Below are 13,841 nucleotides of genomic sequence, written 5' to 3'. Positions count from 1 at the left end.
CCCGCCGATCAGCTGGGCGACGGGATGAAGGGGTGCTCCGGCGGGTCCTGGTCGTCGTCGAGGCGGGCGTCGGCGCCCTGGTCGAGCGCCTCGTCGATCGCCTCGGGGTCGTCGATCTCGGCCGGGTCCTCCGGCGGGACCGGCAGGGAGTCGCCGTCGGGGCGGGTGGTGTCGGTGACGTCCTCGGGGGCGTCGAAGCCGAAGCTGCTCATGGTTCCCTCTCCGCGGTGCGCCGGGAGGCGGCGCCGCTGCGGGCAGCCTAGGTCGCGCCCCCGCGGGCGGTCACGGACTTGACGAGGCGCACGAGGGGCCCCGCCTGGTCGGCCTGCCCCGGAGGAGCATCCGACTCGGCAGTCGTCAGTGCACGTACTCGAGCAGGTCGGCGCCGAGGGTGCGCATGCCCTCCAGCACTGCGAGGCGGTAGTGCAGGGTCGTGTCGTCGAACTGGGTGGCGACGGCGTAGGCGACTCCGGCGCGCGGGCCGCGGAGGACGCCCGCCTCGGCCCGGACGCCGACGTCGGTGCCGGTCGCGTTGACGAGCAGGACACCGTGGTCGGGGTGGCGGTGCGCGAGCGGGTCGAGCCCGAACGAGGCGGCGACCATCGAGAGGTCGGTGCCGAGCGAGAGCCAGCCGATCACCCGCGAGCTCACGGCGGCGTCGACGATCTCGCCGTTCGCGAGGGTGGCGAGCAGCCAGGTCAGCTCGCGGGCGGAGCCGATCGAGAGCTGCGGCGCGTCGTCCGGGCCGCGCTCGTCGCGCACGACGTCGAGCAGGGCGGTACGGGAGAGGCCGAGCGCTTCGGCCCGCTCGCGCACGGCGTCGAGGCCGACGCGGCGCAGCAGGACGTTGGTCGCGAGGTTGTCGCTCGAGGCCCCGACGAGGGCGGCGAGGTCGGCGATCGGCATCGACGGCACCTGGAGGTGCTGCCAGAGCCCGGAACCGGAGACCGCGTCCGCCGCGGTCCGGTCGACCAGGCGCAGGTTCTCCTGCGGCTCGTTCGCCAGCCGGGCGGCGACCTCGATCAGCAGCACGACAGTGCCGAGGGAGGCGGTGGGCATCGAGACGGAGTCGTCGACCGCGAAGAGCGTGCGGCCGGTCGCCAGGTCGACGGCGCGAGCCGAGACGACGACCCCGTCGATCGCGAGACGCCCGAGGGCGTCGAACCCGCGCTGGAAGTTCTCGCGGTCGCCGCCGCCCTTGTGGCGCCCCCGGCGGTTGCGTCGGCTCTCACGGCGGGTCTCGCTGGTGGGGATCACCACGGGTACGGCCCCTCTACGGGTCGGGAGTGCGGTCGTGCGGAGGGGGGACCTGGGTCCTCACGCGCCGGCAGGACGCGCGATCGGCGGACGACCCCGCGGCATCGGTCGGCTCTCGATGCCCGGGGCTCCTCGTCCGTGGTGCGGAGGTGGTCGGCGGCGACTACCAGATGGTGACGCGCTCGCTCGGGGAGAGCCAGAGGGCGTCGCCTTCGGAGACGTCAAAAGTAGCGTAGAACTCGTCGATGTTCCGGACGATCTGGTTGCACCGGAACTCGGCCGGAGCGTGCGGATCGATGGCGAGGAGGCGGATCGTCTCCTCATCGCGCGACTTCTGCTGCCAGGCCTGCGCCCAGGAGAGGAAGAAGCGCTCGGCGCCGGTCAGGCCGTCGACGACGGGCGGCTCCTCGCCGCCCAGCGAGAGCACATACGCCTTCCACGCGATGCCGAGGCCGCCGAGATCGCCGATGTTCTCGCCGATGGTCAGGGCGCCGTTCACGTGGTGCCCGGGCGTGGTCGCGGGAGCGAGCGCGTCGTACTGCGCGATGAGCGCCTTCGTCCGCTCCTCGAACGCGGCCCGGTCCTCCTCGGTCCACCAGTCGGTGAGGCGGCCGTCGCCGTCGAAGCGCGAGCCCTGGTCGTCGAAGCCGTGGCCGATCTCGTGGCCGATGACGGCGCCGATGGCTCCGTAGTTGGCGGCGGGGTCGCGGTCCTCGTCGAAGAAGGGGAACTGGAGGATCGCGGCCGGGAAGACGATCTCGTTGAAGCCGGGGTTGTAGTACGCGTTGATCGTCTGCGGGGTCATGAACCACTCGTCGCGGTCGAGCGGGCGGCCGATCTTGCCGAGCTCGCGGGCGAACTCGAACTCGGCGACGCGGCGCGCGTTGCCGAGCAGGTCGGCCGGGTCGATCGAGAGGGCGGAGTAGTCGCGCCAGCGCACCGGGTAGCCGATCTTGGGCGTGAACTTCGCGAGCTTCTCGAGCGCGCGCTCGCGGGTGGCGGGGCTCATCCACTCCAGGTCGACGATGGAGCGGCGGTACGCCTCGATGAGGTTGGCGACCAGCACGTCCATCGCGGCCTTCGCGGTCTCGGGGAAGTGGCGGGCGACGTAGGTGCGGCCGACCGCCTCACCGAGCGAGCCCTCGACGAGCGAGACGGCGCGCTTCCAGCGCTCCCGCTTCTGCGGGGTGCCGGTGAGGGTGCGGCCGTAGAAGTCGAAGTTGGCGTCGACGAAGCCGCTGGACAGGTAGGCCGCGGCTCCGCGGATCACCTGCCAGGACAGCCAGTCGCGCCAGGCGGGGAGCCGGTCCTCGGTGAGCAGGCCCGCGAGGCCCTGGAGGAAGCTCGGCTGGCGGACGACGACCTCGGCGAGCGCTCCCTCCGGAGCGCCCATCGCGGTGAGCCAGACGCCGAGGTCGACGCCCGCGGCGAGCTCCTCGACCTCGGACCAGGAGCGGAGGTTGTAGGTCGCCTGGCTGTCGCGGCTGCGGACCTTGTCCCAGTGCGCGGCGGCCAGATCGGTCTCGAGGGCGACGATGCGCTCGGCGCGGGCCTCGGCGGCGTCGATGCCGGCCAGCGCCAGCATCCGCGCGACGAACGGCGTGTAGGCCTCGCGGACGGAGGCGAGCTCCTCCTCGCGGTAGTAGCTCTCGTCCGGCAGGCCGAGGCCGCCCTGGTTGACGAAGACGAGGTAGCGCTCGGGGCTGCCCGGGTCGTTGTCGACGAAGAGGCCGAAGAGGCCGGGGACGCCGGTGCGCTCGAAGGCGCCGACCGCGCGGAGCAGGCCGGGGATCGAGTCGACCCGCTGCACGGCGGCGAGGTCGTCGGCGATCGGGGTGGCTGCGAGCTCCTCGGCCCGCTCCTCGTCCATGAAGGAGGCGTAGAGATCGCCGAACAGGCGCTCCTCGGTGCCGTGCTGCGCGGTCTGCGCCTCGACGATGATGTCGCGCACGGCCTTCTCCGCCTCCTCCTGGAGGACGTGGAAGGAGCCGTAGCGCGCCTTGTCGGAGGGGATCTCGGTGCGGTCGATCCAGAGCCCGTTGACGTGCCGGTAGAGGTCGTCCTGCGGGCGCGTCGCGGGGTCGAGTTCGGAGCGGTCGATACCGGAGCGAGGCGTCGTCGAGGTCATGGCGGACAGCCTACGTCGGGGCGCCGACACGGTGGCGCGAGGGGCGGCGGGCCGGGCGCGCCAGGCGCCGGGAGGCCGGACGGGCGCGCCCGCGTCCGGCTCGCGGGAGCGGGGTGCTCCTCGCGAGCCGGACGGGGCCGGCGGGGACGCCGGAGCGTCAGCGCCCGAGCTGCTCCTCGATGTACGCGCGGATCGTCGTGGTCGGCCGCCCGATCAGACGGGAGAGCGAGCCGTCGGTCCCGCCGAGGAGGCCGTCGGCGATGTTCGCGTCGAGGCCGACGACGAAGCCGACTCCGCCCTCGGGGACGCCGGCGCCGGTGAGGACGCGGGCGTGCTCGTCGGAGGAGACGTGGCTGATCGCGGCGTCGCGTCCGGCGACCTCGGCCACGATCGCGGCCAGCTCGTCGAAGCTCCAGGCGGTGTCGCCGGAGAGCTCGTGCACGGTGCCGACGAGGGACGGGTCGGTCAGGGCGACCGCGGCGGCCTCGGCGTAGTCGGTGCGCGCGGCGCTGGCGACGCGGCCCTCGCCGGCGCTCGAGAGGGTGCTGCCGGTGGCGGCGAGCTCGGCGACGGTCTGCTCGTAGTTCTCGTTGTACCAGCCGTTGCGGAGGATCACGGCGGGGACGCCGCTGGCGGCGATCGCCTCCTCCGTGGCCTTGTGATCGGGGGCGAGGATGAGCGGGCTCGTGGTCGCCTTCAGGGCGCTCGTGTAGACCAGGCGCGCGCCGGCGCGGACGGCGGCCTCGATCGCGGCGGTGTGCTGCGCCACGCGCCTGCCGACCTCGGAGCCCGAGACGAGGAGGACGGCCTCGGCGCCGGAGAAGGCGGCGTCGAGCGAGGCGGGGTCGTCGAAGTCGGCGACGGCGGTGCGGACGCCGAGGTCGGCGGCGAGCGCCTCGAGCTTCGCGGCGTCGCGGCCGGTGGCGACGATGTCGGAGGCGGCGGTGCCGCGGGCGAGCAGGTGCTCGACGGCGAGTCGGCCGAGGTGGCCGGTGGCTCCGGTGACGACGAGGGTCATGAGGGGTCCTTCCTGACGGGTGGGGCGGGCGGGGTCCGCCGCCAGGAGGGTGCAACCGGCGCATCCTCCTCCTGCTTCCCGGAATGCAGTACCCACTATTTTGTTAGTACTGTCACCACCCCTGATCCCGAGGAGCCCCATGACCATCGCCGACTCCCCCCTGCTCGTCGGGGACGTCTACTCCGCTGACTGCCCGAGCCGCGAGATCTTCGGGCACGTGACCAGCAAGTGGGGCGTCCTGGTGCTCGCGGCGCTCGCGCCGGGCACGCTGCGCTGGGGCGGACTGCGGCGCAGGATCGGCGGGATCAGCGAGAAGATGCTCGCCCAGACGCTGCGGACCCTGGAGGAGGACGGCTTCGTGCACCGCGAGGCGCGGCCGGTCGTCCCGCCGCACGTCGAGTACCGGCTGACGCCGCTGGGGGCGGAGCTGGCGGAGCGGCTGCTGCCGGTCGTCGAGTGGATCGCGGGGAACGTCGGGTCGGTCCTGGAGGCCCGCTCGGAGGGCCGCCGGGAGGGAAGGTGAGGCTCGCCTTCTTGTGAGAACGTTCATATTCCGTTCAGGGAGGAGCCTCCGCCCGGCGGCATCGGCGCCCCCTCCCCCTGCTTGCCTCGATCGCATCTCCTGCTCGTGATCGAAGGACCTCCATGTCAGACACCGCCCGCCGCCCGCTCCTCCTCCCGATGGCCGGCCACGTGCGCGGCAAGCGCAGCCCCGTCACCTGCGCGCTGAAGTGCGCCAACGCCTGCTCCACCGCGACCTGCAACACCTCGCACAACAGCTACTTCCGCGACATCGTCTCGTCGCAGCTCTCCCGCCGCAGCGCCCTCGGCCTCGGCCTGGCCGGCGCGATCACCGTCGCCGTCGCCTCCGCCGGAGGAGCGCCCACCGCCGAGGCGGCCGTGGCGACCGCGGCCGACGGCTCGCCGCTCGCCTTCACTCCGATCGCTCCGGTGCCGTACACCGTCGACCGGTTCACCGTCCCCGAGGGCTTCGCCTGGCAGCCGATCATCCGCTGGGGCGACCCGCTCTTCGCCGACAGCCCCGCCTTCGACATCGCCGACCAGACGGAGGCCGCCCAGGCCGCGCAGTTCGGCTACAACAACGACTACACCGACATCGTCGAGATCCCGGGCTCGAAGCGCCTCCGCGCCCTGCTCGTCGTGAACCACGAGTACACGAACGAGAGCATCATGTTCCCGGCCGCGCAGCTCGAGGCGGAGCCGGAGCGCGTGCGCGCCGTCGGCCGCGCCGCCCACGGCCTCAGCGTCGTCGAGCTGGTCCGCACCGCGGTCGACCGCCCGTGGGCCTACGTCCGCGGGGGCGAGCGCAACCGCCGCTACCTGATCGACACCCCCTACGAGGTGACCGGCGCCGCCGCCGGCACCGACCTGCTGAAGACGGTCGCCGACCCCGAGGGCCGCACCGTGCTCGGCACGCTCGGCAACTGCTCCGGCGGCACGACGCCGTGGGGCACGATCCTCTCGGGCGAGGAGAACTTCAACGGCTACTTCCGCGCCGTCGGCACGAGCGACGCCGAGAAGCGCTACGGCCTCGCCGACTCCGAGACCTCGCGCCTCTGGGAGCTCGACGACCCCCGCTTCGACGCCCGCACCCCGGGCTACGAGAACGAGCCGAACCGCTTCGGCTGGATCGTGGAGTTCGACCCCTTCGACCCCGACTCCACGCCGAAGAAGCACACGGCTCTCGGCCGGCTGAAGCACGAGGGCGCGAACGTCGTCGTCGCGCCGGACGGCCGGGTGGTCGCGTACCAGGGCGACGACGAGCGCTTCGACTACCTCTACAAGTTCGTCTCCACGGAGGGCTACATCGAGGGCGACCGCGCCCACAACAAGACCCTGCTGGAGGAGGGCGACCTCTACGTCGCGCGCTTCACCGGCGACTCCCCCGTGGCCGAGATCACCGGCACCGGCGCGGTCCCCTCGGACGGCGGGTTCGACGGGATCGGCGAGTGGCTGCCCCTGGTGCTGAACGGCGCCTCGACGATCGCCGGGATGAGCGTCGCCGAGGTGCTCGTGCACACCCGCCAGGCGGCGGACGCAGCGGGCGCGACCAAGATGGACCGCTGCGAGGACGTGCAGCCCAGCCCGGTCAGCGGGCGGATCTACGTGGCCTGCACCAACAACTCCGCCCGCGGCACCGAGGGGAGCAAGGAGGGCGCGACCGAGGTCAACCCGCGGACCGAGAACCGCGACGGCCACATCGTCGAGATCATCGAGGACGGCGGCGACCAGGCCGGCCGCACCTTCACCTGGAATCTGCTGATGCTCTGCGGCGACCAGGCGCAGGGCGACGTCGTCTACTTCTCCGGCTTCCCGGCGGACCAGGTCTCGCCGATCTCGTGCCCGGACAACCTGGCCTTCGACTCGGTCGGGAACCTCTGGATCTCGACCGACGGCGCCCCGAGCGGCATCGGCTACAACGACGGACTCTTCACGGTGGCGCTCGAGGGCGCGACGCGCGGCAGGGTGGAGCAGTTCCTCTCGGTGCCGCGCGACGCCGAGACCTGCGGGCCGATCGTCCACGACCTCGACCAGCACGTGTTCGTGGCGGTGCAGCACCCGGGCGAGGAGGGCACCTTCGAGGCGCCGACCTCGTTCTTCCCGGACTACGGATCGACGGCGGCGGGAGCGGTGGCGGCACCGCGTCCGACCATCGTGCAGATCCTGCCGGCGTCGCAGGTGGTGGCGCCGACTCCGACGCCGACCGCCGGGCCCACCACGGCTCCGACGACCGCGCCCACCGCGGCTCCCACCACGGCACCGACCGCGGCACCGACCGCCGGGCCGACCGCGGCGCCCACCGCGGCTCCGTCCCCGGTGCCCACGGCCGCGCCGACCGGCACGCCGACCCCGCTGCCCGTCGGCGGGTCGGGCGGCGGGCTCGCCTCGACCGGAGTCGAGAGCGTCGGCTTGATCGCGGGCGCCACCGCGCTCCTGGCAGCGGGCGCCACCGCGCTCGGCCTCGGAGCGCGCCGCCGCGCGGCCGCCGAGGACGACCCGGAGGTGTGAGGCGGGCTGTGCGATTCGCAGGGGATCCGCGCGCGAAGGGGCGTTCCGCCGCCTGATGCAGCCCCTGGGCGGCAGATCTCCTGCGAATGGCACAGTGGCACCCGGAGCGGCGCTCCTCGCAGGCCCGCCGAACGTGCGATCTGCAGGGGATCAGCGTCGAGAAGGGCGTTCCGCCGCCCGGCGCGGCTCCTGGGCGGCGGATCCCCTGCGAATGGCACAGTGGCACCCGGCACGGCGCTCCTCGCAGGCCCGCCGAACGTGCGATCTGCAGGGGATCAGCGTCGAGAAGGGCGTTCCGCCGCCTGGCGCAGCTCCTGGGCGGCGGATCCCCTGCGAATGGCACAGTGGCACCCGGAGCGGCGCTCCTCGCAGGCCCGCCGAACGTGCGATCTGCAGGGGATCAGCGTCGAGAAGGGCGTTCCGCCGCGCGGCGCGGCTCCTGGGCGGCGGATCCCCTGCGAATCGCACGGTGGCACCCGGAGCGGCGCGCACGCCTGCCCCCCTCGACTCCTACAGCAGACGCCGCGCCGAGGCCCAGGCGGTGAGCTCGTAGCGGGAGGAGAGCTGCAGCTTGCGGAGGACGGCGGAGACGTGGGACTCGACCGTCTTGACCGAGATGAAGAGCTCGGCGGCCGCCTCCTTGTAGGCGTAGCCGCGGGCGATCAGGCGCATCACCTCGCGCTCGCGGGCCGAGAGGCGGTCGAGCTCGTCCACCGACTCCGCCTGCTCGCCCGTCAGCGCCCCGAAGGCGTCGAGCACGAAGCCGGCCAGGCGCGGCGAGAACACGGCGTCCCCGCCCGCCACCGCGAGCACCGCCCGGCTCACCTCGGCTCCGGAGCTGGCCTTGGTGATGTAGCCGCGGGCGCCGGCGCGGATCACGCCGACCACGTCCTCCGCGGCGTCCGAGACGCTGAGCGCGAGGAACCGCGACGACGAGCCGGCGCTGCGCCGCAGCACCTCCGCTCCTCCTCCGCCCGCGCCGCCGGGCAGGTGCACGTCGAGCAGCACCACCTCGGGCGCGAGCGAGGCGACCAGGCCGACGGCGGAGTCGACGTCGGCCGCCTCCCCGACGACCTCGAGCTCGGGAGCGAGGTCGGCCCGCAGGCCCGAGCGGAAGATGGAGTGGTCGTCGACCAGCAGCACGCGGGTCACCGCTCGACCTCCGCGGGGAGCCGCAGGTGCACCTCGGTGCCGGTGCCGCCGACCCCGGGTCGCACGGTCGCGCTGCCGCCGGCGCGCGCCATCCGGCCGATGATCGACTCGCGGATGCCGAGGCGGTCGCCGGGGACCTCGTCGAGGACGACGCCGGGGCCGCGGTCGCGCACGAAGACGTCGACGCCCTGCACGGAGGACTCGAGGTACACCGAGACGTCGCCGCCCGCGTGCCGGGCCGCGTTCAGCACGGCCTCGCGGGTCGCGGCGAGGAGCGCGGCGGCGCCGGGCACGGAGGCGCCGACGGCCACCACCTCGAGGTGCACGGGGTAGTCGAGCTCGACGGCGGCGGCGATCGCCCGGACCTCGGCGGCCAGGTCGTTGGCGACCGGGACGTCGCGCTCGAACAGCCAGTCGCGCAGCTCCCGCTCCTGGGCGCGGGCGATGCGGGCGACCTCGCTCGAGGCTCCGGCGCGGTTCTGGATGAGCGCGAGGGTCTGCAGCACGGAGTCGTGCAGGTGCGCGGCGATCTCGGCCCGCTGCTCCTGGCGCACGCGCGCGGCCCGCTCGCCCATCAGCTCGGACCAGAGGGTCACCACCCGGGGCGCGGCCAGCACGCCGGCGGCGATCAGCAGCACGCCCACGGCGAGCACCGCGTTCAGGGCGCTCGGGCGGCCCGTGAGCACGGCCGCTCCGGCGAGCACCAGCAGCGCGCAGGAGGCGAGGCGCACCGCGGAGCCGTACCGGGCGGGGCGGACGGCGTCGCCGCGGTCGAGTCCGAGGCTCCAGCCGACGGCGCCTCCCGCGAGCAGGCCGACGGCGACCAGCGCGCGCGTGATGTCGGCGTCGTCGCCGCGATCGACGGTGATCAGCACGGCGAGCGCCGCGACGGCGGCGGCGAGGGTCAGCAGGCCGGCGACGGGAGCGGAGCGGCGGACGGCCGGATCCGCGTCGCGCGAGTCGAGCGGCGCGAGGGGCACCAGCGCCCAGAGCCAGAGGTAGAGGAGCGCGCCGCCGCCGCCGAGCGCGGTCGTGAGGACAGCGAGGAGGCGGGTCCTCCGCACGCTCCAGCCGAGGTGGTCGGCGACCGCGGTGCACACTCCGCCGAGCAGCATCGTCCGCGGGCGCCGCAGCGGGGGGCGGACGGCGGTGCCGGGGACTGTGCTCACCCCTGCATCCAAACAGGTCGGCCGCACGATCGGGGGTGCTCTCGGGGTCGGATCAGGGGTTCCCCCGATGGCCCGGGCCGCGGAGCGCACGGGAGACTCGCAGCATGACAGGACAGAGCACGACCCCGCCGGGCTCCCCGGAGCCGGACGGCGCGGAGGCGGCGAGCACGTCGACGACGCCGATCTCGACGGACCCCGGAGCCGACGGCCCCGACAGCGCCGGCCCCGAGCGCCCCGGCCCGGGAGCCCCCGGCCCCGCCGATCCGCCCCGCGCGCCCGAGAACCGCTTCGTGCTCTGGCTGCGCGGCCTCGACCTGCCCCGCCGTCCCGGCTGGATCGGCGGCGTCTGCGCGGGGATCGCCGACCGGCTGGGCATCGACCCGCTGATCGTGCGCGGCATCGTGCTCGTCGTCGCGGTGCTGGGCGGGCCCGCGCTCCTCCTCTACGCCGCGGCCTGGCTGCTGCTGCCCGACCAGGACGGCGCCCTGCCGGTGGAGCGGCTGCTGCGCGGCTCGCTCGACCGGGTGCACGCCGGGATCGGCGTCCTCGTGCTCGCCTCGATGCTGCCGGTGGCGCAGGGCTTCTGGTCGCTCGGCGGCGCCTACACCGGGGCGATGCCCTGGGCGCCCGCGACCGGGCGGACGCTGTGGTCGCTCGTGGTGCTCGGGCTGATCGTGGCGTTCGTGGTCTGGGTCGTGCGGCGGAGCCGGCGATCGGACGACGCGGCCGCCGCCCCGGCCCAGGCCCCCCCGTCCGCGCACCCCTCCGCGACGCTCCCGTACCCGGCGCCCGCCGCTGCGGGCTACCCCGCACCCGACCCCGGACTGCAGGACGAGCGCCCCTCGTCCCCCGAGGCCGTCGCCGAGTGGCGCGAGCGCCAGGAGGCGTGGCGGGCCGAGCGGGAGGCGTTCCGCGCCCAGCAGAGCGCGTCGGCCCGTGAGACGGCCCGCGCCCGGGCGGAGGAGGCGCGACTCGCCGCCGCCGCCGCCACCGCTGCGCGCCTGGAGCGCCGGCGCCTCCGACGCGCCGCGAACCCCCGGCTGCGGGCGAGCCTCACGCTGCTCGCCCTCGGGGCCGCGGCTCTGACCGGCGCGCTGGTCTCGCTCACCGCCTCCGGACCGACGGCCCTCGTCGTCGGAGCCGCCTCCGCCGCGCTCGTGCTGGCCGTGGTGATCGTTCTCGCCGGCCTCTTCCGGAGGCGCGCGATCGCACTGATCGCCCTCGCGACGGTCGCCCTGGTGACGGCCGCCTGCGCCGCCGTGCTCCCGACCGACCGCGAGCTGCTCCCCGTGCTGGGCTCGTACGGCTTCTCCAGCGCCGCTCCCGGCCGCTTCGCGACCCTCGTGGCGAGCGACCTGCAGGTGACGGTCGCTCCCGGCTCCGAGGACTCCGGCGAGCCGCTGGACCTCTGGATCGGCTACGGGCAGGTGTCCGTCGCCACGACGGAGGGCACGGCGGTCCGCCTGGAGGCGACCACCGAGGACACCGACCTCTGGGTCGTCGACGCCGACGAAGGCGCGATCGACGCGCCCCGCGACGTCCGCACCTCCGGAGGCCGCCAGCTCTGGACGCAGACCTTCGGCGATCCGGACGCCGAGCCGTTCGTCGTCCGCATCGCCCAGGAGGGCGGCTCGATCCGCGTCTACGACTCCACCCCGGACGCCGAGCCCGGCACGCCCGCGGATCCGCGCCGGCGCCGTCCTCTACGGCCTCGTCCTCGCCGCCGCCTCGATCGGCCTGCTCGTCGTCTCGGCCGACCCGGTGCTGCGCGCGCAGGTCGTCGAGCGCGGGATCACGCTCGAGCCCGGCGCCGCGCTCGCGCTGGCCGTCGCCGCGCTCGGCGCCATGGCGCTCCTCCTCGCGCTCGCCCGCCTGCTCGACCGGCGCACCGCTCGCGACGACGGTTGACCCCGGCGCGGGACTCCGGGCGCTCGCAACCCCCTGCACCGCATCCGCCGAGAGGCGCAGACTCGTCCCGGGCGATCGCCCGCCACCCCCTGGAGACGAGACCATGCCCTTCTGCGCCCTCGAGAGCCTCCGCTGATGGAGCTGGGCATCGCCGCGATCGTCGGCGTCTCGGTCCTCGTCGCGGTCGCCGTCTTCTCGCGGCGCCTCGGCGTCGCCGCCCCGATCGTCCTCGTCCTCGCCGGCGTCGGCCTCTCGTACATCCCCGGGGTGCCGGAGGTGGTCGTCCCGCACGAGTGGGTGCTCGACGGCGTGCTGCCGCCGCTGCTGTACGCGGCGGCGCTCAGCGTCCCGTTCATCGACTTCCGCCGGAACCTCACCACCATCACCGGCCTGTCGGTCGTGCTGGTGCTGATCTCGGCGGCCGGCGTCGGCGCGCTCCTCTTCCTCCTCCTCCCCGACCTCGGGCTGGGCCTGGCGATCGCCGTGGGCGCGATCATCAGCCCGCCCGACGCCGTCGCCGCGACCTCGGTCGGCCGGCGGCTGGGCCTCCCGCCGCGGCTGCTCACCCTGCTCGAGGGCGAGGGGCTGATCAACGACGCGACCGCGCTGGTCCTCCTCCGCTCGGCCCTCGCCGCCGCCGCGGGGACGCTCGCGACGCCGTGGGCGGCGATCGGCGACTTCCTCTACGCGGTCGTCGTGGCCGTCGTGGTCGGGTTCGTGGCCAGCGTGGTCACCGTCTTCGTCCGCTCGCGGCTCGAGGACCCGGTGCTCAACACCGTCCTCTCCTTCATCGTCCCGTTCGTCGCGTTCATCCCCGCCGAGGGCCTGGGCGCCTCGGGCGTGCTGGCCGTGGTCGTCGCCGGTCTGCACACCGGGCACGCCTCCTCCCGCGCCTTCACCGCGCAGTCGCGGGTGAACGACCGGATCAACTGGCGGACCGTGCAGTTCCTGCTCGAGAACGGCGTGTTCCTGCTGATCGGGCTCGAGATCCGCTCGCTGATCCACGACGCCGACAGCGCGCGCCTCTCCGTGCCCGGAGCGGTCGGGATCGGCTTGATCGCGGTGGTCGGACTGATCGTCGTGCGCTTCCTCTGGGTCGGCCCGGTCCTCCTCGGCGAGCGCTGGCAGACCCGCCGGGCCGAGCGCCGGGCCCGCGAGCAGAAGGAGCTGCTCGAGTCGCCCGAGGCGCAGGAGCTGCCGAAGGAGGAGCGCGGCCGGGCGAAGCGGCGCTACCTGCTGCGGCGCAGCGACTACCGGCACTTCAGCCGCAACGGCATCGGCTGGCGCGGCGGTCTGGTGCTCGGCTGGTCCGGGATGCGCGGAGTGGTGACCCTCGCGGCCGCGCAGTCGCTGCCCGAGGACATCCCGTACCGCCCGCAGCTCGTGCTGATCGCCTTCACCGTGGCCGTCGCGACCCTGCTGGTCCAGGGCAGCACGCTGCCGCTGCTGATCCGGGCGCTGGGCATCCGCGGGATCGACGTGCCCGAGGACCAGCGCGCGCTCGCGGGCCTGCTCGACGAGATCACCGAGAAGGGCCTCTCGGTGCTCGAGCGCCCGGGCGACGCCGTCGAGGGCGCCGACGCCGTCGCTCCGGACGTCCTGGAGCGGGTGCGCCAGACGTCGTTCCTCCGCTCCGAGGCCGCCTGGGAGCGCTCGCGCGGCACGGAGCGGTCGGTCGCCGACACTCCGCACCGCCTCTACCGGGCGCTGCGGCTCGCCGTGGTCGCCGCCGAGCGGGAGGCGCTGCTGGACGCGCGCTCGCGCCGCGCCTACCCGCAGCGCATCCTGCGCGACGCCCAGTCGCTGCTCGACCTCGAGGAGACGCGGCTGCGGGTTCGGCGGGGCTCCGAGTCCTGAGGGCTCCGGATCGTCACGATCGCTTCACGGAGATGCCCGCGCTGATCCGCGCCCTGTGGAGGAGCGCCGAGCTCCTCGAGTGCGCCATCCGGATCGACCCCTCGGACCACGGCCGTCCGGCCTCCCCGGCAATAGCCCGCCGATGCGTCACCCCCCGTTAAGCCCGCGTGCCCCGCTTCCTCTGGCGCTGCTATCGCCCCGCCCGTAACCTGCGGATCGCCTGAGAATCGGATCCCCCGACCCGTCCGGGCCTCCGGAAGGCCCGGACGGGTCGGGGGATCCGATTCTCAGGCGATCCGCAGGTTACGGGCGGGGCGATAGC

Annotated in this window: 9 protein-coding genes and 2 pseudogenes; 5 read left to right on the top strand and 6 right to left on the bottom strand. The window is 74.5% G+C overall.

The window, feature by feature from the left end; translation table 11 throughout:
* Positions 1-8: 8 nt before the first annotated feature.
* From C5D08_RS12500 to C5D08_RS12485, 4 genes are all read right to left on the bottom strand, one after another.
* The gene (locus C5D08_RS12500; RefSeq protein ID WP_104277309.1) at positions 9-212 is read right to left on the bottom strand and encodes a hypothetical protein; all 204 of its coding nucleotides are present in this window, start codon (positions 210-212) and stop codon (positions 9-11) included.
* A gap of 145 nt (positions 213-357) precedes the next feature.
* A complete protein-coding gene (locus C5D08_RS12495; protein ID WP_104222833.1) occupies positions 358-1,260 on the bottom strand; it encodes a serine hydrolase in 903 nt (300 codons plus the stop codon).
* 160 nt (positions 1,261-1,420) lie between these two features.
* Positions 1,421-3,385, bottom strand: coding sequence for a M13 family metallopeptidase (locus C5D08_RS12490; protein WP_104277308.1), 1,965 nt, complete (start codon positions 3,383-3,385; stop codon positions 1,421-1,423).
* Positions 3,386-3,542: 157 nt separating this feature from the next.
* Complete coding sequence (locus C5D08_RS12485) at positions 3,543-4,403, bottom strand: SDR family oxidoreductase (RefSeq protein WP_104277307.1); 861 nt, start codon at positions 4,401-4,403, stop codon at positions 3,543-3,545.
* A gap of 139 nt (positions 4,404-4,542) precedes the next feature.
* Between C5D08_RS12485 and C5D08_RS12480 the strand changes: the two genes are divergently transcribed.
* Positions 4,543-4,926 (top strand): helix-turn-helix domain-containing protein, encoded by a 384-nt coding sequence (locus C5D08_RS12480; protein WP_104277306.1) that lies wholly within the window; start codon positions 4,543-4,545, stop codon positions 4,924-4,926.
* A gap of 122 nt (positions 4,927-5,048) precedes the next feature.
* Positions 5,049-7,088, top strand: a pseudogene (locus C5D08_RS12475) (PhoX family phosphatase); the annotation flags it as partial.
* Between the two features lie 855 nt (positions 7,089-7,943).
* On the opposite strand, the gene C5D08_RS12470 reads toward C5D08_RS12475, so the two are convergent.
* Positions 7,944-8,585, bottom strand: a complete 642-nt coding sequence (locus C5D08_RS12470; RefSeq protein ID WP_104277304.1) for a response regulator transcription factor — start codon at positions 8,583-8,585, stop codon at positions 7,944-7,946.
* Entirely contained in the window at positions 8,582-9,754 is a 1,173-nt protein-coding gene (locus C5D08_RS12465) for a sensor histidine kinase (protein ID WP_104277303.1), read from the bottom strand. Before C5D08_RS12465 ends, C5D08_RS12470 begins: the two co-directional genes overlap by 4 nt.
* A gap of 104 nt (positions 9,755-9,858) precedes the next feature.
* Here C5D08_RS12465 and C5D08_RS17535 point away from each other — a divergent pair.
* The 3 genes and pseudogenes from C5D08_RS17535 to C5D08_RS12450 all read left to right on the top strand — a co-directional run.
* Positions 9,859-10,215, top strand: a pseudogene (locus tag C5D08_RS17535) (PspC domain-containing protein); the annotation flags it as partial.
* Between the two features lie 1,300 nt (positions 10,216-11,515).
* Positions 11,516-11,662: a hypothetical protein gene (locus C5D08_RS17055; protein WP_181126236.1), complete on the top strand. Its 147-nt coding sequence runs from the start codon at positions 11,516-11,518 to the stop codon at positions 11,660-11,662.
* A gap of 135 nt (positions 11,663-11,797) precedes the next feature.
* Positions 11,798-13,519 (top strand): sodium:proton antiporter, encoded by a 1,722-nt coding sequence (locus C5D08_RS12450; RefSeq protein ID WP_104277301.1) that lies wholly within the window; start codon positions 11,798-11,800, stop codon positions 13,517-13,519.
* Positions 13,520-13,841: the final 322 nt, after the last annotated feature.

The organism is Rathayibacter sp. AY1B6 (assembly GCF_002932755.1).
Taxonomy (GTDB): Bacteria; Actinomycetota; Actinomycetes; order Actinomycetales; family Microbacteriaceae; genus Rathayibacter.
This window is presented reverse-complemented; position numbering and strand designations above follow the sequence as displayed.